Source organism: Streptomyces phaeochromogenes (genome assembly GCF_001418655.1).
GTDB lineage: Bacteria > Actinomycetota > Actinomycetes > Streptomycetales > Streptomycetaceae > Streptomyces > Streptomyces phaeochromogenes.
Genome location: NZ_LIQZ01000140.1, coordinates 1 through 23,075, shown reverse-complemented (window position 1 = coordinate 23,075; position 23,075 = coordinate 1). Strand labels below are relative to the sequence as shown.

Genomic DNA, 23,075 nt, shown 5'->3' with positions numbered 1-23,075 from the left:
AACGGGCGGCTGACGGGCATCGCGGGCCCGGAGTCGGTCTGGCTGACCACGCCCGTCGCGCTGACCGGACAGGGCGACGCCCACATCGCCGACTTCACGGTCACCGCGGGCGAACGGATCCCCTCCGTCCTGACCTGGCAGCCCTCCCACCTGCCCGCCCCCGACCCGGTGGACCCCTTCGACGCGCTGCGCCGCACCGAGGAGTACTGGGAGCAGTGGCTGCGCCCCTTCTCGTACGACGGCACCTACCGTGACGCGGTCGTCCGTTCCCTCATCACCCTCAAGGCCCTCACCTACGAGCCGACCGGCGGCATCGTCGCCGCCCCCACCACCTCCCTCCCCGAACAGCCCGGCGGCGTCCGCAACTGGGACTACCGCTACTGCTGGCTGCGCGACGCCGGAATGACCCTGGAGGCCCTGCTGCGCAGCGGCTTCACCGCCGAGGCACAGGCTTGGCGCGGCTGGCTGGAACGGGCGGTGGCGGGCCGCCCCAAGGACATCCAGATCATGTACGGCATCGGCGGCGAACGCCGGCTCACCGAGTGGACGGCCGACTGGCTCGCCGGGTACGAGAACTCCCGCCCGGTACGGATCGGCAACGGCGCCGCGGCCCAGCAACAGCTCGACGTGCCGGGCGAGTTGATGGAGACCCTCGCCCTCACCCTGCGCTGCGGACTGCGTCCCGAACGGCATCTCCTCTCGCTCCAGCAGACCCTGCTCGACCATCTGGAGGAGGTGTGGACCCGCCCCGACCAGGGCCTGTGGGAGACCCGCGGCGAACCCCGCCACCACGTCCACTCCAAGATCATGTGCTGGGTGGCCTTCGACCGGGCGGTCCGCCTGGTCGAGCAGCACGGGCGCCCGGGGCCCGTCGCACACTGGCGCGAGGTCCGGGACCGTATCCACCGGGAGGTCTGCGAGCGGGGCTACGACCCGGCCCGCGCCACCTTCACCCAGTCCTACGGCTCCCGCGCGCTCGACGCCGCGCTGCTGCTCATCCCGGGGACCGGCTTCCTGCCGCCGGACGATCCGCGCGTGATCGGCACGGTCGCCGCCGTCGAACGCGAGCTCGCCACCGAGGACGGCCTGGTCAGCCGCTACTCGACGGGTGCGGGGGGAGCCACGGGCACCGGCGGGGCCGAGGCCCCCGACGGCCTCACCGGCGGCGAGGGCGCCTTCCTCGCCTGTTCCTTCTGGCTCGCGGACGCCCTGCTCCTGACCGGCCGCGAGGACGACGCCCGCCGGCTCTTCGAACGCCTCCTGCTCCTGCGCAACGACCTGGGTCTCCTGGCCGAGGAGTACGACCCCCTCGCCCGCCGCCAGCTGGGCAATTTCCCCCAGGCGTTCACGCACGTTCCGCTGATCCGCGTGGCCTACGAACTGGACGGGCACGCGACCCAGCACGCACGAAAACTTGTTCAGTAAAGTACCGGTGAATCCAAGGCGTCTTCTGCGAGGCTGGCGAGATGCAGACCCTTTACAGAAGACTGCTCACGTTCCTTCCCCGCATAGGTGTGAAGGTCCTCGATCTCGGCCCCGGCGCCGCCGTCGTGTTCCGGCGGGGTGATCGGACCGGCGTCCCTGTGGGGCAGGGCGCCCATCTGGTGGCCGAGGGGAAGGGGCGGTACGCCGTCACCTCCGTGGGTTCCGATACGTGGCTGGTGGGGCGCGGGGCCAAGGGGCGGAAGGCGACGAGCGTCCCCTTCGGTGCCACCGGGGCGCGGCTCCTCCTCGACGAGGCCGTGTCGGCCGAAGCGGAGCGGGAGTTCCAGCTCGGGGCCGCCCACTATCTCGGTGCCCAGCATGTGGCCGCGCTCCTTGAGCTGAACCGCGTGAACTGCGTGTTCGACGTGGGGGCCAATGTCGGGCAGTACGGGAAGGGGCTCAGGCGGTTCGGCTACAAGGGGCGCATCGTCTCCTTCGAGCCGGTCTCCGTCACCTTCGAGAAGCTGCGGCAGGCCGCCGAGAACGATCCCGACTGGCAGGTCTACAACTTCGCGCTCGGGCGTGAGGAGGCCGTCCAGTCCATCCACATCGACTGGAAGTCCATGAACTCCCTGCTGCCGCCGAGCGAGTACGGCAAGGAGCGGTACAAGCGGTTCTCCAAGGGGCGTACCGAGGAGATCGAGATCCGGCGGCTCGACGACGTGATGCAGAAGGCGTTGGAGGGCATCGAGGACCCCCGGCCGTATCTGAAGATGGACACGCAGGGCTTCGACATGGAGGTGTTCGCCGGGGCGGGGGACCGGATCTCCGAGTTCGTGGGGATGCAGTCCGAGGTCGCGGCGTTGCGGTTGTACGAGGGCAGTCCTCTGATGGGTGAGGCCATCGCCGCGTACGAGGCCGCGGGGTTCGGTGTCACCGGGATGTACCCCGTCACCCGGGAGCCTGCCACCGGGCGGGTCGTGGAGTTCGACTGTGTGATGGTCCGGGCCGAGGCAAGTGGGTCCGCTGCGGGCTGAGTTGGGCTGAGCGCGCCCAGGCGGCGGAGCCGCGGGATGTCACCGCCCCGAGCCCCTGACGGGGCGTCGGGGGTGGTCGCGAGTCGGTAGGCTGACCCCTGCTGCGGATCCCCCCACCTGCGCGCTTCTGCATCGCATGAAGTGCCGTTCGCGGTCGTCGTGTTGGCCTTCTGCGTTGTTGAGGATGATTCGCTGGTGCTCGTCGCGGAGCGGTATCGGTTGCACGGATCCATTGGCCGCGGCGGTATGGGGGAGGTGTGGCAGGCCACCGACGAGATTCTCGGGCGTGAGGTGGCGGTCAAGCTGCTGCTCGGGGACGAGGCCGACAGCGCGGCGGCTGCTCGGTTCCGGCTGGAGGCGCAGACCGCGGCCCGGCTGAGCCACCCCTACGTCGTCGCCGTGTTCGACTTCGGCGCCTGGGACGACCGCTTCTACCTGGTCATGGAACTCGTCGAGGGCCAGAGCCTCGCGCAGGAGCTGACCGCGGCGGGCAGCCTGGGGACCGAGCGGGTCGCCACCGTCGCCGCCCAGGCCGCGGCCGGGCTCGCCGCCGCGCACCGGGAAGGAATCGTGCACCGGGACATCAAGCCCGGCAACCTCCTCTCGGACGCCCAGGGGACCGTGAAGATCGGTGACTTCGGCATCGCCCGCTTCGTCGACGACCCGGCCTCCGCGCTCACCACGGCCGGCCAGATCGTCGGCACCAGCCTCTATCTCGCCCCCGAACGCGCCCTCGGCAGACCGGCGTCGGCCGCCTCCGACGTCTACTCCCTGGGCTGCGTGCTGTACCAACTCCTCACCGGGCGACCGCCGTTCCACGCCGAGAGCGCAACGGTCACCCTGCACCAGCACATCGACATGGCCCCGGTGCCGCCCCGCGAGCACGGTGTCCAGCTGCCGCCCGCCTTCGAGAACTACCTCCTCGGCCTCCTCGCCAAGCAGCCCGAGGACCGGCCCACGGCCCAGGAGGTCGCGGACTGGTTCGGCACCGGGGCGTGGCGGGGGCTCGCCGAGCCGCTGCCCGTGGCGTCGGACACGAGGACCACATCGCGCTCCGCCTCGCCGTCGTACGCCTCTCGGCCGCCGCAGTCGGGTTCCGCCGAGACGGGGCCTCCGACGATGTACCGGCTGCCGCCGACCGCAGCTCAGCAGTCGCAGCCCGCCCGTTCCGCTCAGCAGGCCCGTGCCACTCACGCCGGTCACGCGGCCAACTCCGCGCACTCCTCGCACTCCGCGTCCTCCACGCCGTCGCGGCGCGCGAGATCGGGCGGAACGCGGTCGAACGGGGCTGCGAGACCGGGTGGCGGGGTCGGTGCGATGGCCCGTCGTCGGCCCCGGGTGTTCGGCATCCTCGCCGGTGCGGTGCTGTTCGTGCTGGCCGTGCTCGCCGGCATGAAGATGTTCTCGCCGGACACCACCTCGGCGGAGACCGGGAACGGGCTGAAGGACGGTACGTCGTCCACCGGCCCCGAGAAGACCGGGGTGCCGGCCGCCGGAACCGTGGCCCGGACCGGGGCGCCCGACTCCGCACCCGAGCCCGGTGTCAACGCGGAGCCTCCCGCGTCCCCCTCCTTCACGGAAACCGAGGCCGTCACACCGACCCCGGCCGAGACCGAGGAGGAGAAGACGGAGAAACAGAAGGAGCAGGCTCCGCCGAAGCAGGAGGAGCAGCCGCAGCCGCCGCAGTACGGCGACGGGGACGACGATGACGACGACGGCGGATACGGCGACGACTAGCGGTCGTGGCGACAACTAGAGGCTGTGGCGACGACCAGCAGTCGTCTGGAAGCCGTCTGGAATCCGTCTAGAAGTCCTTCTCGGGCCAGTCGAGCAGCCGCGCCCCGATGACCGCCGTCTGCAGCGTGTACCGGTGCACCGGATCGGCCGGATTCGCGCCGGTGAGCGTGTGGATGCGGTCCAGCCGGTAGGTGAGCGCGCGGACGCTGAGCGACAGCCGCCGGGCGGCCTCCGCGGCGACGCAGCCGGAGTCGAAGTACGCGGTGAGGGTGTCGAGAAGCGGCTCCGCCCCGCCGCGGGCCTGGCGCAGCGGTCCGAGCGCACTGAGGACCAGGTCGGCCATGGCCTGCCGGTCCCGGGTGAGCACGGGGTAGACGAGCAGGTCGGCGGCGCGCAGCACGGGGGGTGTCGAACTCCAGGCGGTCGGCCAGGTCGAGGGCGTTCAGCGCCTCCTCGTACGAGTGGACGACCCCGCCGGGCCCCGGCTGGGACCGGCCGATGGCGACGCGCCCGCCGTCGGTGGCCGCGTACGCCTGCTTGGCGAAGAAGTCGAGCACGTCGTCCTGGTCGCCGGGCGCGATGCACACCAGACGCCCGTCCTTGGTGGTCACGAGGATGCTGCGGTCGCCGAACCGGCTGATCAGGGAGCGCTCCACATCGCGGGGCACGGCGTCCCCCTCGTCGTACGCGGCCCGGCCCTGGGCCACGGCGACGGCGTGCGCGTGCGAGAGGCGCAGCCCGAAGCGTTCGGCGCGTTCGGCCAGCAGACCGAGGTCGCTGCGGCCGTGCAGGAGGTCGTCGATGAACTCCCGGCGGGCGGCCTCCTCCTGTCGTACGGCGAGGAGTTGGGCCCGCTCGTAACCTTCGGCGAAGGCGTCGACGGCCTGCTCGACGGCGGCGAGTGTGCTCTCGCCCGCCGTGGCCGGCCAGTGGAGGCGGGCGGCGGCCAGGTGCGCGCCGACGAGGGCGCGCAGTCCGTATCCCGCCTCGGCGGCCCGCTCGCCCAGGGCCCGGCGGGAGTCGAGTTCGTCGCGCGTCAGCCGGCGGCCGGTCGCGGAGGCGTCCGCGAGGATGCGCCCATACCCCTCCAGATACTCCTCGGGTATGTCCCGCCCCGCCGCCATCCGCACCCCCGTTTTCCTGATGAGCCGTTGACGCATTTCTAGCGCATACGGGCGGAGCGCGGTCCCGTGGGGGAGGGGCTCACTGCCGGAAGACGGCAGGTCCATGCGTGATCTCGGTTCCCCTCACCACGGAGGACGTTCGGAGGATGCTCGGGGCAGTTCGGAGGGACTTTCGAAGGAAGTTCGGAGGCGCTTCGGGGGCTCGGCAAGAGATGAGGCCCCGGTGCCGGTCGTCTCACGACGATGTGTCCGGCACCGGGGCCCTTATCCGTCCCCCGTGCTCCCCCGTTTCTGCCGGACCATCGTGACCCGGGACGGGAGTGCGGCGCATTGCCGGTTTCCGGCAATCTTTACGCGTTCTTGATGCCGGAGGACGGCGAAGCGCTCGAACACGAGTGCCGCGTACGGTGTCGGCACGGCGTCAAGAACGCATAAAGACTGCCAGGTCACGGCAATGTGCACACGTGTACGAAGCTGGCACAATGCCCGTTGATCGAGGTGAACGGCGCAGGTGGGGGAGGTGGACCGGTGGCTCTGTTTCTTGGTCTCGGCATCGCGGGGATCGTCCTGCTGCTCCTGACGCTGGTCTTCGACGGCGTACTCGAGGGGCTTTTCGGCGGGACCAGTTTTCTGGACGGGCTCTTCGACGGCCTGCTCTCGCTGCCGGTCATTGCCGGGTTCATCTCGATGCTCGGCTTCGGCGGGGCGCTGGTCCTCGGCACGACCGGGCTCGGCGCCGGACCCGCCACCGCGGTGGGCATCGGCGCGGGGGCCGGGGCGGGCTGGCTGACCTGGCGGTTCAGCCGGGCCCTGATGCGGGACGAGCCGTCCGCGACCCCGCGCGGCACCGACCTCGTGGGCAGTTCGGGCTCGGTCGTCACACCGATCCCGGCCGAGGGGTACGGCGAGGTGCTCGTGTACCTCGCGGGCCAGCCGGTGAAGCTGGCGGCGAAGAGCCCCGAGCCGGTGGCCCGGGGCGCCGAGATCTGGGTCGAGGAGTCGCTGTCACCGACGTCGGTGGCGGTCAGGCCGGTCCAGCGCTGAAGCCCTGTCCGTTCCGTCACCCGTACCGCTCGTACCACTCGTAACTCGTAACTCGTAACTCGTACTGAACTGCCGCCTGGGGGCGGCAGGGGGGAATCCACCATGAGTCCAGTTCTCGTCGCGGTCGTGGGAGTCGTCGTACTCCTCGTGCTGCTCGCGCTCGTCGTCGTCACCCGTTACAAGGTGGCCGGGCCCAGCCAGGCGTTCATCGTCACCGGCCGGCGCGGCAAGAAGTCCACCGACCCGGACACCGGCCGGGTGTTCACCGACAACAGCGGCCAGAAGGTCGTGGTCGGCGGCGGCGTCTTCGTCGTGCCGTTCGTCCAGCAGAAGTTCACCCTGGACCTCTCGTCGCGGCACATCCCGATCTCGGTGCGCGGCGCGGTCACGCTGCGCGGCGTCAAGGCGAACCTCGAAGGTGTCGCCATCGTCAAGGTCGGCGGCACCGAGGACTCCATCCGCGCCGCGGCCCAGCGGTTCCTGATGCAGCAGGACGGCATCGTCGGCTTCACCCAGGAGGTGCTGTCCGGCGCGCTGCGTTCCATCGTGGGCCGGATGTCGGTCGAGGACATCATCCGGGACCGTGCCGCGTTCGCCGGGCAGGTCGCGGAGGAGGCCGAGGCGAGTCTGTCCGGGCAGGGCCTGGTGCTCGACGCCTTCCAGATCCAGGACATCACCACCGAGGGCTCGTACCTGGAGGACCTCGGCCGCCCCGAGGCCGCCCGCGCCAAGCAGGAGGCCGACATCGCCGAGGCGGTGGCCCGGCGCGCCGCCGAGCAGGCCCGGCTGAAGGCCGAGGAGGAGATCGCGATCGCCCAGCGGACGTTCGCCCTCAAGACGGCGGAGATCAAGGCCGAGACGGACGAGGCGGCGGCCCGTGCCGCGGCGGCCGGCCCGCTGGCCGAGGCCGCCCGCTCGCAGGAGGTCCTCGCCGAGCAGGAGAAGGTCGCCCAGCGGCAGGCCGCGCTGACCGACCGCGAGCTGGACACCAAGGTCCGCAAGCCCGCCGACGCCGCCCGCTACCAGGCGGAGCAGGAGGCCGAGGCCCGGCGTATCGCCCAGGTCAAGGAGGCCGAGGCGGACGCCCAGCGGTCCAGGCTGACCGGTGAGGGCGAGAAGGCACACCGCGCGGCGCTCGCCGACGCCGTACGCATCGAGGGCGAGGCGGAGGCCGCGGCCATCGGTGCGAAGGGGGCGGCCGAGGCCGAGGCCATGCGCAAGAAGGCCGACGCGTTCGCCCAGTACGGCGACGCGGCCGTGCTGCAGATGCTGGTCGAGGTGCTGCCGCAGGTCGTCGCCAAGGCGTCCGAGCCGCTCAGCGCCATCGACAAGATGACGGTGATCTCGACGGACGGGGCGAGCCAGTTGTCGCGCACTGTCGCGGACAACGTCGCCCAGGGGGTCGAACTCCTCAGCTCCACTACGGGAGTTGACCTCGCGGAGCTCCTCAAGAGCATCACTGCGCCGAAGCCGGCGGGCGCTGTCGCGGTGGAGGCCAACGGGAAGATCGAAGTGAGCGAGTGACTTACTGAGTGACTGGCTGACTGAGTGACTGGCTCGCTGAGTGACTGACGGTTCGGATTGATTTCGGCTGCGGGTGGGTGGGGGTTGAGTGCGCGGTCCCCGCGCCCCTCAAAGACAGAGGCCCGGGCCGCAGCCGAAGCCATTTCGCAGGTCGCCGTAGGGTGAACGGACAGCGAGACCGACGCCGGACACCGGACAGGGGACCAGTCATGGGCACTCCACGCCTGAGCAGTACGCCGTTGCCGGGAATCGGTGTGCGGTACGACCTGACCACGCGAGAACAGCGCCGCCTGTCGGTGGTCGCGCACCGGGACGGCGGCCGGACACTGAGCGCGTACCGGACGGACGACCCGGACGCCTGCGCCCTCTCCGTGCGGCTCTCCGCAGGAGAATCGGCGGCGCTCATCGACGCGCTGATGCCCGCGCACCACAGCCCGAACCTGCTCTCCACGACCGAACTGGGCCTGGTGGCCGAGCGGATCGAGTTGTCATCGGTCTCGCACTGGAACGGGCGCGTCCTCGGTGACACCCGGATGCGCACCGAGACCGGTGCCTCGATCGTGGCCGTTCTGCGGCGAGCCGAGGCGATCCCCTCCCCCACGCCGGACTTCCGCCTGGCCGGCGGCGACACCCTCATCGTGATCGGCACCCGCGAGGGCGTCGAAACGGCGGCGACGATACTCGGAAGGGAGTGAGCACAGTGCACTCGTCCGCGACGTTCCTGATCGAGTTCGGTGCGATCATCCTGGGCCTGGGACTGCTGGGCCGGTTCGCCGGACGGTTCCAGTTCTCGCCCATACCCCTCTACCTGCTGGCCGGGCTCGCGTTCGGCGAGGGCGGGCTGCTGCCCCTGGGCACCAGCGAGGAGTTCGTCGCGATCGGCGCCGAGATCGGCGTCATCCTGCTGCTGCTCATGCTCGGCCTCGAATACACGGCCACCGACCTGGTCTCCAACCTCAAAACCCAATACCCCGCAGGACTGGTGGACGCCGCCCTCAACGCCCTGCCCGGCGCGGCGATGGCCCTCCTGCTGGGCTGGGGCCCGGTCGCCGCCGTCGTCCTGGCCGGCGTCACCTGGATCTCCTCCTCCGGCGTCATCGCCAAGGTCCTGGGCGACCTCGGCCGTCTCGGCAACCGCGAGACCCCGGTCATCCTGAGCATCCTGGTCCTCGAAGACCTCTCCATGGCCGTCTACCTGCCCATCATCACCGCCCTGCTGGCCGGCGCCGGCCTCGCCGCCGGCAGCGCCACCCTCGCCATCGCGCTGGGCGTCGCCGGCCTCGTCCTGGTCGTCGCGGTCCGCTACGGACGCCACCTCTCCCGCTTCGTCTCCAGCGACGACCCCGAAAAACTCCTGCTGGTCGTCCTCGGCCTGACCCTGCTGGTCGCGGGTGTCGCACAGCAGCTGCAGGTCTCCGCCGCCGTGGGGGCGTTCCTGGTGGGCATCGCACTGTCCGGCGAGGTCGCCGAGGGCGCCCACGGCCTGCTCTCCCCGCTGCGCGACCTGTTCGCCGCCGTGTTCTTCGTCTTCTTCGGCCTGCACACCGACCCCGCCAGCATCCCGCCCGTCCTGCTCCCCGCCCTCGCCCTGGCCCTGGTCACCGCCGGCACGAAGATCGCCACCGGCTACTGGGCCGCCAAACGCGCCGGGATCTCCGCCAAGGGCCGCTGGCGGGCCGGCGGCACACTCGTCGCCCGCGGCGAGTTCTCCATCGTCATCGCCGGCCTCGCCGTCACCTCCGGCATCGAACCCAGACTCGGCCCGCTGGCCACCGCCTACGTCCTGATCCTGGTGATCGTCGGCCCCCTCACCGCCCGCTTCACCGAACCGGTGGCCACCCGCCTCACCAGCCGGTCACGCCGGTCCACCACCACGGTCACCGAGACACCCCAGGACCGGAACCTCGTCCCCAGCCCGGACGCATCCGCCGAGAAGTAGCCAGGTCTTGGCGGGTTGCGAGGTGCGGGTCGGTCGTTGCTGAGTGCGCGGTTCCTCGCGCCCCTAAAAGATAAAAGCCCGGGGCGCAGCCCCGCCTTCAGGGGCGCGAGGAACCGCGCACTCAGCCCCCACCCACCCGCACCCGACAACACACCCCAGCCGCCGTCTTCCACCCGCTCCCGCGACCGCGGAGGCGCTCCCGGCGTGGCCCGGCGTCCCGTTAAGTCGTTCCAGGCAGGTGGTGTTTTCGCAGGTCGGATGGGGTGAAAGCATTCCCGCGTCCCGTGCTGTCCGAGTGGCCTTGCCCGCTTGCCGGCTGCCCCCGTTTCCTGAAGGCAGTTCGGAAACGATCACGCCTCACGGCCTCCACGCAAGGACACCCGATGCGCCTCAAGAACGCCCGCCGTACGACCCTGTTCGCCACGCTCGGCCTCGCCGCCGCGCTCACGCTCACCGCGTGCGGCGGTGGCGACGACGACACGTCCGGTGACACCCCGTCGGGCGCCCCGTCCTCCTCGGCCTCGGCCGGCGCCACGGAGAAGGGCGCCTCGGACAGCGGCTCCTCCGGCGGATCGGACGCCGGCGCCACCGCAACAGGCAGCGCAACAGGCACCGGTGCGGGATCGGGATCGGACGGCAAGACCTCCATCTGCCGGACCGACGAACTGGAGGTCAACGCCGCCGACAACACCACCGACAAGAAGGAGGGCGTCGTCACCGTCCAGCTCAAGAACGCCGGCGGACGCGACTGCTCCATCAACGGATACGCGGGCGTCGACCTGAAGGCCGCCGACGGCTCCACCCTCTCCGTCGAGCGCAACGGCGAGCCCGTCTACCCGGCGGTCCTCAAGAACGGCGACTCCGCCGCCTTCAACATCACGTTCCCCTACAACAACTCCGGCGGCTCCGGCGTCCGGCTGACCGACATCCTCGTCACGCCCCCGAACGAGACGAAGTACGTCCGCGTCGCCTGGCCCGCGGGCACCCTCCCGGTCACGGACGGCAGCTCGTCCGGCAAGCTCCAGATCGGCCCCGCGACCAGGGTCGGCTGAGGCCGCGTACCCCCTCGTATGTACGAGACCGGCTCGGCCCGCGGCCCGCACGGCAGCGACCGGGCCGACCGCCGGGCCCTACGACAGGCTAACCGCCGGGCACCCGAACGCCTCCGTCAGCACCCGGCGCTGGTGCTCGGTGAGGGCGTTGAGGAAGATCACCGCGTCCGCTCCGGAGTCCTCACACAGCGCGGCCACTTCGCGGGTCTTTCCGGAGCTCAGCAGGGTCCGGGAGGAGTACGGGAGGGTCATCTTCCTCACCCCGCCGTCCGAGACGCCGCGGCGCTGCACGACGCGGCCCACGACCCGGGCGCCGCGTGCCGTCAGACCGACGGCCGCCGCGTCCATGCGTACGGCGAAGTCCTTCTGCCTGGCGGAGAAGTACCCGACGATCACGACATCGGCTCCCGCGAGGTCCGGGCCGGGAAGGTTCGCGGGCGGGCCCGCCCGCCGGGGGTTCCGGCGGGCGGACGGTCTGCGGTCGCGCCTTCGGTGCTGGTGCACGGCCTCACCGTAGGCAGCCGCGCCCCCGCGGCGACAGGCGTTTTCCGGGAGCGGACCTGCTGCCCGGCGGCTCCGCCGGCCACCCGCCCGCGCCGCTCCCAGCCACGCCCGACGCGCTACTTTGCGATTCCTTTACACTGGGTGGGACGTGTCCGGTCAGGGCGCGTCATACGACCTTTAGTGCGAGAAGGAGCGAAGGTTCCGCGATGGGTGAACCTCCCAGTACCAGCCGTGCCATTCCCGGCCCGAGACATGTGCGTGACGGGGCGGGGGTGGCACGGTGACCGAGATCCTGCTGCTCCTGCTCGCCCTGCTGCTCACGCTCGCCTGTGCCGTGTTCGTGGCGGCCGAGTTCTCGCTGACCACCGTCGAGCGCGGTGACCTGGAGCGGGCCGCCGAGGCGGGCGAGCGGGGTGCCGACGGCGCGCTGAAGGCCGTACGGCGGCTGACGCTCCAGCTGTCCGGTGCCCAGCTGGGCATCACCGTCACCTCGCTGGTGATTGGCATGCTCGCCGAGCCGTCGCTCGCCGCGCTGTTGAAGGGGCCCCTGGAATCGGCCGGCCTCGGTGGCGCCTCCTCGACCGTGGCGACCGTGCTCGGTGTCGTCGTCTCCACCGTCGTCCTGATGGTGATCGGCGAGCTGGTGCCGAAGAACTGGGCGATCTCGCGCCCGCTGGCCGTCGCCAAGGTGGTCGCGGGCCCGCAGCGCGGGTTCACGGCCGCGTTCGGCCCGTTCATCCATCACCTCAACAACACCGCGAACCGTTTCGTACGCCGCATGGGCCTGGAGCCCGCCGAGGAGCTGGCCTCCGCCCGCGGCCCCGAGGAGCTCGTCGCGCTGGCCCAGCACTCGGCCGCCCAGGGCGCCCTCGAGCCGGACTCCGCGGAGCTCTTCGTCCGCACGCTGCACCTGAGCGAGCTGACCGCGGAGAACGTGATGACCCCGCGCGTCGACGTACGGGCCCTTGAATCGCGCGCCACGGCCGCCGACGCCGCCAACCTCACCCACGCGACCGGCCTGTCCCGCTTCCCGGTCTACCGCGACAGCCTGGACGAGGTCGTCGGCTCGGTCCACATCCGTGACGTACTGGCCCTGGAGCCGGACAAGCGGGCCGTCACGCCCGTCACCGAGCTGGCCACGGCCCCGCTGCTCGTGCCCGACAGCCTGCCCGCCGACCGCCTCCTGGAGCGGATGCGGGCGAGCCGCACCATGGCCGTCGTCATCGACGAGTACGGCGGCACGGCGGGTGTGGCGACGGTCGAGGACATCGTCGAGGAGGTCGTCGGCGAGGTCCGCGACGAGCACGACCCCGTCGAGGTGCCCGACCTGCTGCCCGCCCCCGCCTCGCCGGACGGCCGCGCGGTCTGGGAGGCGGACGGCGGCGTACGGATCGACGAGCTCGCCGGGATAGGCCTGCGGGCGCCGGAGGGTCCGTACGAGACCGTCGCCGGCCTTGTCGCCACGCGGCTCGCCAGGATCCCGGCCGAGGGCGACGCGCTGGACCTCGACGGCTGGCGCCTGGACGTCCTCGACGTGGAGCACCACCGCGCCGACCGCGTCCGCATCACCGAGCCGGCCGCCGACGAGCCGGCCGCCGAGTCCGCTCGTGACGCGGCCCGTCAGACCGTGGAGGAGTCCCGATGAGCACGCTGACCACCCTCCAACTGGCCATCGGTGCCCTGACGTTGGTGACCAACGCGTTCTTCGTCGGCGCCGAGTTCGCCCTGATCTCCGTACGCCGGAGCCAGATCGAACCGCGCGCCCAGGAGGGCAACAAGCGGGCCCGGATGACCCTGTGGGGTCTCAGGCACATCTCCGCGATGATGGCGACGGCCCAACTCGGCATCACGGTCTCGTCGTTGGTGCTGGGCGCGGTCGCCGAGCCGGCCATCGCGCATCTCCTGGAGCCGGCCTTCGAGGCGGCCAGTGTCCCGGACGCCCTCGTCCACCCGATCGCCTTCGTGATCGCGCTCACCGTGGCGACGTATCTGCACATGCTGATCGGCGAGATGATCCCGAAGAACCTCGCGCTCGCCGCGCCGGTGCCCGCCGCGCTGCTGCTCGGCCCGCCCCTGGTGGCCCTCACCCGGGCGCTGAAGCCGGTCGTCTTCGGTATCAACGCCTTCGCCAACGTCCTGCTGAAACTGCTGCGGGTCGAGGCCAGGGACGAGGTGGAGTCGGTCTTCACCGACGACCAGCTCGCCCGCATGGTCGTCGACTCCAGCCAGGCCGGGCTGCTGTCGTCCGCGGACGGCGAACGGCTGCGGGACGCCCTGGAGCTGGGCACCCGCCCGGTCGGCGAGATCCTCGTGCCGGCCCAGCGGATGCGTACGGTCGAACACACCGTCACCCCGGCACGGCTGGAGCGCGCCGCCGCCGAGGCGGGCTTCTCCCGCTTCCCGGTGACCGGCGAGGACGGCACGGTGCTCGGCTACCTCCACATCAAGGACACCCTCGGCGTCACCGACCGGGACCGGCCCTTCCCGCGTGCCGCGCTGCACCCGGTCACACGCGTCCGTATCGACACCCCGCTCGACGACACCCTCACCGCCCTGCGCGCCAACGACAGCCACCTGGCCGCCGTCACCGGCGAGTCGGGCAAGGTCCTCGGCTTCGTCACGATGGAGGACGTGCTGTCGGAACTGGTGGGGCCGGCCCCGGCGGGGGTCTGACCCGCCGGCCCCGGCGGGGGTCCGACCGGTCCGGCGGCCGGTCTGACCGGTCGCGGGGCACTGTGGCATGGCCTCCGCCACAGTGCCCCGCGACCGCGGCGACTATCGTGGCGATCCGAATCGAACGTGGAGCGGTTCAACGGTGGAGCGGTTCACAGGGAGCGGTTCACAGGGATCGAGTCGGAACTGATCGGATCGGGTCGGCGAAAGGCGCGCTGTGTCGGACGAGGGGCGGTTGATCGCCGGGCGGTACCGGTTGATCGAGCGGATCGGCCGCGGCGGCATGGGCACCGTGTGGCGTGCCGAGGACGAGGTCCTCGGTCGCGAGATCGCGCTCAAGCGGCTCCATGCCCAGCAGCACCTCTCCGAGGACGAACTCGCCACCGTCTACGAACGCACCCGCAGGGAAGCCCGCAGCGCCGCCCGGATCACTCACCCGAACGTGGTCGTCGTCCATGACGTCCTGGATGACGAGGGGTTGCCGTGCATCGTCATGGAGTACGTGCACGGCACCACCCTCGGCGCGCTCCTCAAGGGCGGCGGGGCCCTGCCGCCCGGTGAGGCCGCCCGGGTGGGCCTCGGCATGGTCGCCGCGCTGCGGGCCGCCCACGCCGCCGGAGTACTGCACCGCGATGTGAAGCCCGGCAACGTGCTGCTGGGCGGGAACGGCCGTGTCGTCCTCACCGACTTCGGCATCGCCATGGCGACCGGCACCTCGACGCTCACGAAGACCGGCGAGATCATCGGGTCGATCGACTACATCGCGCCCGAGCGCATGCGGGGCCACAGGCCCGGCCCCACCGCCGACCTCTGGGCACTCGGCGCCACCCTCTTCCAGTCCGTCGAGGGCCGGCCCCCGTTCCGCAGGGCCACGGCGATGGAGACCGCGTACGCCATCGCCGTCGACCCGCTCGCCCCCATGAAGCAGGCCGGTCCGCTCGAACCCCTCATCGAGATGCTGCTCGCCAAGGACCCGGACGAGCGCCCGTCGGCGGAGGAGACGGAACGGGCGCTGCGGGTGGCGGCGTCGGAGGCACCGGGCGCCACGGCGGGCGGGACGGCGGAGGTCGCGTGGGCGTCGGCCGCGCCGAGCAGGGCGACGGCGACCGTGGCGGCGACGGGACCGACGACTTCGGCCGGGGCCACGCTCACCGACTCGGGCTCGGTCTTGGGGTCGATGTCGTCCGCTCCCATCGGTGGTGGCAGTGGCGACGGCACCGGCCGTCCGCGTCGCAAGCGCCGCCCCCTCCTCTGGAGCGCGGCAGCCGTCGCCCTCGCCGCCGCGGCCGTGGCGGGCGGGCTCTACGCGATGTCGGCCGACGGCGGCGGCCACGGCAGTAAGGGGGGCTCGGCGACGGCGACCACACCCACCGCGTCCGAGCCGCCCCCCGTCCCCGCCGGGTTCCGTCTGGTCAGGGAGAAGGCGCTGGGAGCCACCTTCCCGGTCCCGGACGGCTGGAAGCGCGACGGCAAGGCGAGCTCCGAGCAGGTCACCTACACCGACCCGTCGGGCCTGGTCGGGCTCACCATCGGCACCGTGAACCCCGCGGGCGCCAACCCCGAGTCGCACTTCCAGAACATCGAGGCGAACACCAAGCGCAACTACCCGACGTACCGGAACCTGCGCATGCAGCGCACCACGTTCCAGGGAAAGCCCGCGGCGGTGTGGGAGTTCACCTTCCAGGGCCAGGTCCGTGCCTTCCGCGCCATCGACTTCGGCTTCGGCGAGGAGGGCGGCACGGAGTACGACATCTACCTCTCGGCGCCCGAAGCCCAATGGGACACGCACCGCCCGGTGTTCGACACGGTCAAGTCGGGCTTCCGCGTCGGCTGACGACTCGTCGTGCCGTTATCGGGTGTGGTCCTCCGGCGCGGCCGGTGCCGGTGCCGGTGCCGGTGTCGTTTCGGCGGCGGAGGCCGGGGCGGGGATCGACGCCGTGTCGAAACCCCCCGCGATGATCCGCGTGGCGAGGTCCGCGAGGCGCAGCTGATGGGCTCGGGCGTACGAGCGGAACGCGGCGAAGGCGTCGTCCACCGAGGTGTTCCAGCGCTCCGCCAGCACTCCCTTGACCTGTTCGATCAGGATGCGGCTGGTGAGCGCGGTCGCCAGCTGGCTGTTCTCGATGTGCGACTGCTCCAGCGTGCGCTGCTGGAGGATCGCGATCGTGGCCACGTCGGCGAGCGCCTGGGCGAGCGCGATGTCGGCGTCGCCGAGGCGGTGCGGCGCGCTCTGGAAGAGGTTGAGCGCGCCGACGACCCGGTTGCGCAGGCGCAGCGGGAGCGCGTGCGTGGTCACGTAACCCGTCTCGCGGGCCCGGTCGGCGAAGTGCGGCCAGGCCGCCGCCGTCTCCGGCCGCGTCAGGTCGATGTTCGTACGGGCCGTGCCGGTGCGGTAGCACTCCACGCACGGGCCCTGGTCGTGCTGGAGCGCGAACAGCTCCAGCAGCCGGGCGTGCTCGTCCGACGCGGCGATGATCTGCAGCTCGCCGTGGGCGTCCACGAGCAGGATGCCCGCCGCCGAGACGTCCAGCAGTTCGACGCAGCGCGTGGACAGGCGTTGCAGCAGGTCGATGACGTCGAAGTCCTCGACGAGAGAGTCCGCGACCTCCACGAAGATCTCGGCCAGACGTTGTTCGCGGGCCATGCCGATCATCCCTTTCCGTCGCCGGGCGAATACGGCCCGTTCATGTCGTCGTCGAAGCCGTCGCCGTTGCCGGAGGCGTCGTTGTCGTTGAAGCGGAGTCTGCGGGCGACCACGTCGTCCGCGACCTCACCGAGGGGGCGCTCGCTGCCGTAGGCACGGGCCCGCAGGCGCAGGAGGGCCTCTTCCATCGTCACACCGAGCTGGACGCTGATCATTCCCGTGGCCTGGTGCACCGCCGCGCGATGCAGTCCCGTCGGCCGGTCCAGGAACAGGCCGAGCACCGGGCCGCCGTTGCCGCTCCCGCCCCGGTCCCCATTGCCGTTCCCGTCCTCGCCCCACTGCCCGCGCCCGTCCCCGTTCAGGAGCGCGCCGGTCAGCGCGGCTGCCAGGGCCGTCGCGTCCGCGCTCTGCTGGACGGACATCGTCCGGTCGCCGTCGCAGAGCACGGTCAGTACGCCGACTCGGATGGCCCCGATGCCCAGCGGGAAGCAGCACACCCCGTGGACGCCCAGGTCCCGCGCGGGCGGCAGCAGCGCGGGCCACCGGTCCGGGCGTACGCGGTCCAGGTCCGGTTCCATGACGGGGGACCCGGTGCGCACCGCGTCCGGGCCCGGGCCCTCGCCCAGCGTGAACTGGAGTTCCTCGAAACGGGCGCTCACCTCGGGATGGCACCAGAGGGGCTCGGCCGTCCGGCCGTTGCCCACGAGCAGCGACAGCGCTACGCCCTCGGCGCCCAGCGCGAGCGCGCACGCCCGGGCCGGATCGCCGCGCCCTCCGAGGCGCAGCGACCGGAGAACGTCGGCCATGCCGTCGCTGATCACCGGTGTCCGTTCAGCCGCGGCCGGGAGCCTCTGAGCGAGGCACCGGCCGGCTTGCGTCGTAACCCTACGCGGATCGGTTCTCCGTCGCGTTCCACTGATCCGGGTCGTCGGCGGGCCTGCCCCGCCAGGCGTCCCGGGCACTCGCGTACCGGGGGAAGCGTTCCACGACCGCGCCGGCCCGGAACACCAGACCTATGCACGGGCGGGCGTAGACGACCCGGGTCCAGCCGCGCCGCGACCGGCAGTCGTCCCAGGCCGCGCACAGCGGGTCCAGGGCGCTGCCGTCCATGAACGTCACGGCGCTCAGGTCGACGATGAGGAAGAGGCGCCCGGTTCCTCGGCGCCCTTCCTCCAGGTCACGGGTGAAGCCCGGGGCGGTCGACAGGTCCAGCTCGCCGCTGGCCCCGACCACACGGCACTCGTCGAACAGGCTCGGATGCGGTCCCATGTGCCCCATCTCCTCTGGCTGTGGAGCCGACCGGTGGAGTCGCTCCGTGGAGTGGCCGCTGCGGAACGGCGCCTCCGGGGTGGCTTTCGCCTTGCGCAGAGCCTCGGTTGCGCGGAACGGGAACTCACGGTGAGGGCCGGGGGCACGGGCTGCCGTACGGCGAGCGTACTGCCGGGGAGGAGGTGCCCACAGCGCTGCTTCCGGTATCCGTCGGGTGGGCGCTCGAAGAGGCCGTACTTGGCCGGTACCCGACCGGTTCCTGACGGGTCGGTACCAAAGAGGCAAGGTCCGCGCGGAAGTTGACGCGGGCCGAGACCTCGCAAACCGTACGGTCTCGGCAGCCTCGTTCACCGACGGCCAGGGTACGGTGGGGGAACCGAGGGCATGTCGTACACCGGTGTTCGAGCCGGTCTCGTCCCCGGCGCACGACGACGCCGGGCCGATCGGCGCCCGGGGCGGCACACGATCCTGACCGCACGCTCCGCGTCGGCGAGTCATCGAACCGCTGAGCCGTCGAACCACTGAGTCACCCGTTCGTGGGCTCAGGGAAGCACGAAGGTACGGGGCACCGGGGCATCGAGGCCAAGGAGCCACCTGTCATCCGGCTCGACCGAGCCGCAGGAGAAGAGAGCCCGTTCCGTCGCGCGGTCCGCCGCGTCCGTCGCGAACGAACCACCGGCACGCCGTAGTCGTGCCCCAGACAGGAGCGCTCCATGACCACCGTCCCCGTCCTCGAACCCCTGCCTTCGCAGCCCCTCGCCCGCCTCCGCCTGGCCCCGCACAGCACCATGCCGCGCCGGATCGACGGGGCGTGGTGGCCCCACTCGCGCGATCTGCTGGCCGAACTGCCGCTGCTGATCGGCGCCTTGCCCCGTACGTGGGGACAGATCACCGGCGTCACCGTGAACACGGCGATGTGGGCGGCGTCGCCCGGCCGGATGCTCATCGCCAACCACGTCGTACGGCTGAGCCGGTCCGCCGGGGCGAACGGCCGGCACACCGTCTGCCTGGTCAGTCCCGGCCGGGGCCGCTGGGACCTGCTGGTCGTGCCCCCGGAGGTCGACGCGGCGGACGCGGAGCCGCTGATGGAGGCCGCGGCGGCGGGCGTGCGGCCGTCTAACTGACGGGACCGCACCGAACCGTCGTGGTCCACCGCGGACCGTCGTGGTCCGCCGTGGATCACCGCAGTGGCCTGCGGATCCATACCTCGCGGACGGCCGACGGGGAGTGAGGGGCGAGGAGGCCCAGCTTCGACCAGCCCCAGGCACGCACGGTCGCCTGGGCGGCGTTCGCCGGACGACCGCCGCCGTCGCCGTCCTCTCTGCCGTCGGGTCGCTCCAGGTCCACGGCCGCGACGACCAGATCGGTGTCGAGCCGGGCCAGCAGCCGTTCGCCCATGAGGGTCGCGACGCCGTTCCTCCGGTGGGCCGGCAGCACCATCAACTCGGCGAGCAGGAAGGTGCGGCCCGAGGCGGTGAGTTCCTCGATGTCGGTGGGCAGTTCGCCACGGAAGTCGGACCACCACTCGCCGGTCCGCTCCACCCGGAACCCGTACGCGCAGCCGACCAGCCCGCCCGCGTCGGCGACCATCATGTCGAAGCCGAGGCGCTGCACATGCTGCTCGAACCGGTCCAGGAAGCCCTGCCGGTCGCGGTATTCGGCCCCCGCCTCGCCCCGGTACGCCGTGACGTGCACGTCCGCGACGGCGGCCCGCTGCTGCTCGGCCTGCCACCGGGACAGTCTGCGCAGGTACACCTCGGTCATACGGGTCCTCCCCCGGCCGCGGGACGGTCATCCCCCGACTCGGCATCATCACAGCAGGAGCCGCCGGGGTAAACGGGGCGTCGGGATCAACCGTGTGCCGCCCGGCCCGCAGGTGGCGGCGCCCGTACGGGCATACGGGACGTACGGACGCGGGGCTATCCAGAACAGGCGGTCGGGCCTAGGCTCGGAGCCGAGTGATGAGTGAGGCTCTTCGTGAGCCGTCACAGCATCGAGGCCGCGTTCGCCGGCTTCTCGCGCGCCCCTTGTCCCCCGGGCGCATCCGCCCCCTGTCCCCCGGGCGTCAGGACGAGGCGGTCCCCACCGCCGCGACAACTTCCGTATCCCGCCGCCCTTTCGCGGCGGGCCCTCGACCACGTGTCCCTTGCGGACCCCGCCACGGCGCACTCCCGCGTGCTGCGGCGACCCATGAGGGATCGTCTGCCCTGCAACCCGCCGACCGGGGGGTGGCGCGCCAGGGCGGTGTGGTCGCCGCCGGTGCACCGCCGGCGGCGACCACCACACCACGGAGGACGGTCGTACGCGGTCGTACGCGGACTAGCCGACCGGGACCGGCACCGGGGTCACCACCGCGGCCAGCGGATACGCGCCCGTCCCGAGGGCGGCGCCGACCGTGCCGCTCGCCGTCGTGACCGGCACGAGTTCACCGGCGTCGGCGGTCGTGACGTACGCCGTGCTCCCGTTCCAGTCGAGCGCGACGTCGAACGCGGACCTGCCGACGGTGACCGGGGTGCCGGGGGCGCCGGTGACCGTGTCGACGGGGGTGACCCGGTCGCCCGTGCTCGCGCTGACCCACAGTGTGCGCCCGTCGGGGGAGAGGGCGAGACCGTACGCCTGCTGTCCGTCGACCAGGAGCGTCGGGCGGGTGTCGTTGGTGGCGGTGTCGATCGGAGTGACCGTGGAACCGCCGGAGTTGGACACGTAGACGGTCCTCCCGTCGGGGGCCGCGACGACGTTGAAGGGGTTGGGTCCGACGGGGATCGCCGTACCGGCCCTGCCCGCAGGGAGAGTCAGAGGCGTGACCGTGCTGTCGTGGATGTTCGCCACGTACAGCGTGGACCCGTCCGGCGTGATCGCCATGTTCTCCGGGCCGTCGCCCACCGCGATCTTCGCGCCCGCCGTGCCGGTCGCGAGATCCACTGGCTGGACGGCGTCGTCGGAGTAGTCGGCGACCCAGAGGGTCTTCCCGTCCGGGGTGAGGGCGAGCCCGGCGGGCACGTCGCCGACCGTGACGGTGGCGGTCACCTTGCCCGTCGGTACGTCGATGACGCTCACCGAGTCGGACCCCTGGTTGGCGGCGTACGCGGTCCTGCCGTCCGGACTGACGACGACCTCACCGGGATTCTTCCCGACGGCGATCTCGGCCGACACCCCCGACACCAGGTCCACCGAACTGACCGACGCCCCACTGAAGTTGGCGGTCAGGGCGCGCTCACTGCCGTCGCCGTCCGTGATCCGTACGGGAATGGCCCGGCCCACGAGCCCGTCCCCGCCGACGACGACGGACCGTACGCCGTTCTCCGCCCCGCTCGCCGCCGTGAAGGTCACGGCGACGGTCGCCTCGCCGCCCGCCGGGACGGTGACGGACCCCGAGGACGGGGAGACGGTGAGACCGTCGGGGGCCGCGATCTTCCAGGAGACGGTACGGTCCGCCGTCGAGCGGTCGTCGGCCACGGTCAGGCCGCTCGTGCCGCTCGCGCCCGGGGCCAGCGACAGCGAGGACGGCCGGAAGGAGGCGTCCGGGCCGGGATCGGGGGCTGCCCGCAGCGTGGCGTCGTAGAGGAACTGCTCCATGACGCCGGGCGCGACCTGCTGCGGAACGGAGTCCAACTGCTTGCGCCGGTCCTGGAGCTGACCGTAGAGCGTCCGTACGGAGTCGTCGTCGGCGGCCTGCGCGACCATCAGCCGTACGGCCGTGTCGCCTGCGGTGCCGTACGCGCCGAGCTTGTCCAGCCAGGCCGAAGTCTCCTTCAGGAAGCCGGAGTTGCCGAGGTGGGCGCGGAGTTCGCCGGGCGCGGCGGCCATGGAGGTGAAGTAGGCGCGGAGCTTCCGGGCGGCGGTTGTCAGCCCGTCCCCGCTGTCCAGGGCCTTGGTGAACGCCTTGATGAGTGGGGTGAGGGTGGGGGATTCGGTGGAGTTCAGCGGGGAGGAGTAGTTGTTCTCGGCGAAGATCCGCAGGGCCGGGGCCGCGCGCCCGGCGAGGCCGGAGAGGTTGCCGAGGCCGGGGAGGCCGGCGAGGTCGGCGACCGAGGCGAGGAAGGAGGACCTCGGGTCGTAGGCACCCGGGTTCCAGGAGAAGTCGGCGGAGGTGAAGAGCGCGAGCTTGCTGGCCTCGGCCTGGACCATGGGGTTGGCGGTGATACCGGTGACGACGTCGGCCACGCCCGGCTCCCGCCCCGTGTACGGGCCGAGCAGCAGCCGGCTGGTGGCGTAGTCGTTGACGGGGTAGTTGTCCCAGAGCAGCACCGGATGCCCGAACAACTCCCTTGCCCGGCGCGCCTGTTCGGTACTGATGGTGGGCGCGATGACACCGTCACCGGTCCACTCGACGACGACCGACGGGTCCAGTTTCTCCCGCAGGGCGGTCTTGTACGGGGAGTCGGCGAGGTCGGAGTACTCGGTCGGCACCATCTCCAGCGGCGCGACGTCGGAGTGCGCCTCGACGAAGCGGCCGACGACCGAGTTGAGCAGCGAGGCCTGGGCGCTACCGGCCGCGCCACCCCCACTGCCGTACGCGTCCCCGTCCTCGGCGCAGTTCCAGTCGGTGTAGCTGATGTCGTCCAGCGGCACGGCGAACGACCGCACGCCGATGGCGTACAGCGACTCGAACTTCGCGACGAGTGCCTTCACGTCGGCGGCCGAGGAGTAACAGACGGACAGGCCGGGTGAGAGGGCATAGGTGAAGCGGACGTGGTTCGCGGCGGCGCGGTCGACGAGTTCCTTGATCTGCGCGAGCCGTTCGGCGGGGTACTCGTCCCGCCACTTCGCCCGCAGATACGGGTCGTCCTTGGGGGAGTAGACGTACACGTTCTGCTTGGTACGCCCGTAGAAGTCCAGTTGGGACAGCCGGTCCTCCTGCGACCAGGGTGCCCCGTAGAACCCTTCGACCACCCCGCGGAGCGCGGCGGCGGGCCAGTCGCGGACGGTGACATCGGGCACGGCCTTCCCTCGGCCGACCAACTGCCGGAAGGTCTGCGCCGCGTAGTACGTCCCGGTACCGTCCACCCCGGACAGCGCGACCCGCCCCCGCCCGACGGCAACCGCGTACCCACCGCCCGGCAGCCCACGAGGCGACTCGCCCCCGAGCTGCTCCAACACCCG

Annotated in this window: 18 protein-coding genes and 1 pseudogene; 12 read left to right on the top strand and 7 right to left on the bottom strand. The window is 71.8% G+C overall.

Annotated elements, in window-relative coordinates; translation table 11 throughout:
* The 3 genes from AOK17_RS19445 to AOK17_RS19435 all read left to right on the top strand — a co-directional run.
* Positions 1-1,425, top strand: a 1,425-nt coding sequence (locus AOK17_RS19445) for a glycoside hydrolase family 15 protein (protein ID WP_055613776.1), incomplete at its 5' end; no start/stop codon positions are given.
* A gap of 41 nt (positions 1,426-1,466) precedes the next feature.
* Complete coding sequence (locus tag AOK17_RS19440; protein ID WP_055613775.1) at positions 1,467-2,462, top strand: FkbM family methyltransferase; 996 nt, start codon at positions 1,467-1,469, stop codon at positions 2,460-2,462.
* 219 nt (positions 2,463-2,681) lie between these two features.
* Positions 2,682-4,199 (top strand): serine/threonine-protein kinase, encoded by a 1,518-nt coding sequence (locus tag AOK17_RS19435; RefSeq protein ID WP_281198613.1) that lies wholly within the window; start codon positions 2,682-2,684, stop codon positions 4,197-4,199.
* 67 nt (positions 4,200-4,266) lie between these two features.
* On the opposite strand, the pseudogene AOK17_RS19430 reads toward AOK17_RS19435, so the two are convergent.
* A pseudogene (locus AOK17_RS19430) lies at positions 4,267-5,323 on the bottom strand (PucR family transcriptional regulator).
* Positions 5,324-5,851: 528 nt separating this feature from the next.
* On the opposite strand from AOK17_RS19430, the gene AOK17_RS19425 reads away from it, so the two are divergent.
* The 5 genes from AOK17_RS19425 (at position 5,852) to AOK17_RS19405 (ending at position 10,882) form a co-directional block, all read left to right on the top strand.
* Positions 5,852-6,367 carry a hypothetical protein gene (locus AOK17_RS19425; RefSeq protein WP_055613773.1) on the top strand — a complete coding sequence of 172 codons (516 nt, stop codon included), beginning with the start codon at positions 5,852-5,854 and terminating at the stop codon, positions 6,365-6,367.
* A 102-nt stretch (positions 6,368-6,469) separates the two neighbouring features.
* The gene (locus AOK17_RS19420; protein WP_055613772.1) at positions 6,470-7,891 is read left to right on the top strand and encodes a flotillin family protein; all 1,422 of its coding nucleotides are present in this window, start codon (positions 6,470-6,472) and stop codon (positions 7,889-7,891) included.
* Between the two features lie 209 nt (positions 7,892-8,100).
* Entirely contained in the window at positions 8,101-8,586 is a 486-nt protein-coding gene (locus AOK17_RS19415; protein WP_206190786.1) for a cation:proton antiporter regulatory subunit, read from the top strand.
* 5 nt (positions 8,587-8,591) lie between these two features.
* Entirely contained in the window at positions 8,592-9,830 is a 1,239-nt protein-coding gene (locus AOK17_RS19410) for a cation:proton antiporter (protein WP_079053140.1), read from the top strand.
* Between the two features lie 383 nt (positions 9,831-10,213).
* On the top strand, positions 10,214-10,882 hold the full coding sequence (locus AOK17_RS19405) for a DUF4232 domain-containing protein (protein ID WP_055613770.1): 669 nt from the start codon (positions 10,214-10,216) through the stop codon (positions 10,880-10,882).
* 78 nt (positions 10,883-10,960) lie between these two features.
* On the opposite strand, the gene AOK17_RS52300 is transcribed toward AOK17_RS19405, so the two are convergent.
* A complete protein-coding gene (locus AOK17_RS52300; protein ID WP_245697239.1) occupies positions 10,961-11,386 on the bottom strand; it encodes an HflX-like GTP-binding protein in 426 nt (141 codons plus the stop codon).
* Positions 11,387-11,666: 280 nt separating this feature from the next.
* On the opposite strand from AOK17_RS52300, the gene AOK17_RS19395 reads away from it, so the two are divergent.
* From AOK17_RS19395 to AOK17_RS19385, 3 genes are all read left to right on the top strand, one after another.
* On the top strand, positions 11,667-13,031 hold the full coding sequence (locus AOK17_RS19395; RefSeq protein ID WP_055613769.1) for a hemolysin family protein: 1,365 nt from the start codon (positions 11,667-11,669) through the stop codon (positions 13,029-13,031).
* Between the two features lie 5 nt (positions 13,032-13,036).
* The gene (locus AOK17_RS19390) at positions 13,037-14,059 is read left to right on the top strand and encodes a hemolysin family protein (protein WP_055613777.1); all 1,023 of its coding nucleotides are present in this window, start codon (positions 13,037-13,039) and stop codon (positions 14,057-14,059) included.
* A gap of 217 nt (positions 14,060-14,276) precedes the next feature.
* Positions 14,277-15,893: a serine/threonine protein kinase gene (locus AOK17_RS19385; RefSeq protein WP_055613768.1), complete on the top strand. Its 1,617-nt coding sequence runs from the start codon at positions 14,277-14,279 to the stop codon at positions 15,891-15,893.
* 15 nt (positions 15,894-15,908) lie between these two features.
* Here the strand turns inward: AOK17_RS19385 and AOK17_RS19380 are convergent, their stop codons facing one another.
* The 3 genes from AOK17_RS19380 to AOK17_RS19370 form a co-directional block, all read right to left on the bottom strand.
* A complete protein-coding gene (locus AOK17_RS19380) occupies positions 15,909-16,712 on the bottom strand; it encodes a GAF and ANTAR domain-containing protein (protein ID WP_055613767.1) in 804 nt (267 codons plus the stop codon).
* Positions 16,709-17,509, bottom strand: a complete 801-nt coding sequence (locus AOK17_RS19375) for an ANTAR domain-containing protein (RefSeq protein ID WP_245697238.1) — start codon at positions 17,507-17,509, stop codon at positions 16,709-16,711. The genes AOK17_RS19380 and AOK17_RS19375 overlap by 4 nt, the downstream gene beginning before the upstream one ends.
* 79 nt (positions 17,510-17,588) lie before the next feature.
* A complete protein-coding gene (locus tag AOK17_RS19370; protein ID WP_055613765.1) occupies positions 17,589-17,972 on the bottom strand; it encodes an STAS domain-containing protein in 384 nt (127 codons plus the stop codon).
* Between the two features lie 713 nt (positions 17,973-18,685).
* Between AOK17_RS19370 and AOK17_RS19365 the strand changes: the two genes are divergently transcribed.
* The gene (locus tag AOK17_RS19365; RefSeq protein WP_055613764.1) at positions 18,686-19,096 is read left to right on the top strand and encodes a DUF5994 family protein; all 411 of its coding nucleotides are present in this window, start codon (positions 18,686-18,688) and stop codon (positions 19,094-19,096) included.
* 55 nt (positions 19,097-19,151) lie between these two features.
* Here the strand turns inward: AOK17_RS19365 and AOK17_RS19360 are convergent, their stop codons facing one another.
* Entirely contained in the window at positions 19,152-19,736 is a 585-nt protein-coding gene (locus AOK17_RS19360) for a hypothetical protein (protein ID WP_055613763.1), read from the bottom strand.
* Between the two features lie 555 nt (positions 19,737-20,291).
* Positions 20,292-23,075, bottom strand: a 2,784-nt coding sequence (locus AOK17_RS19355; protein ID WP_055613762.1) for a beta-N-acetylglucosaminidase domain-containing protein, incomplete at its 5' end; no start/stop codon positions are given.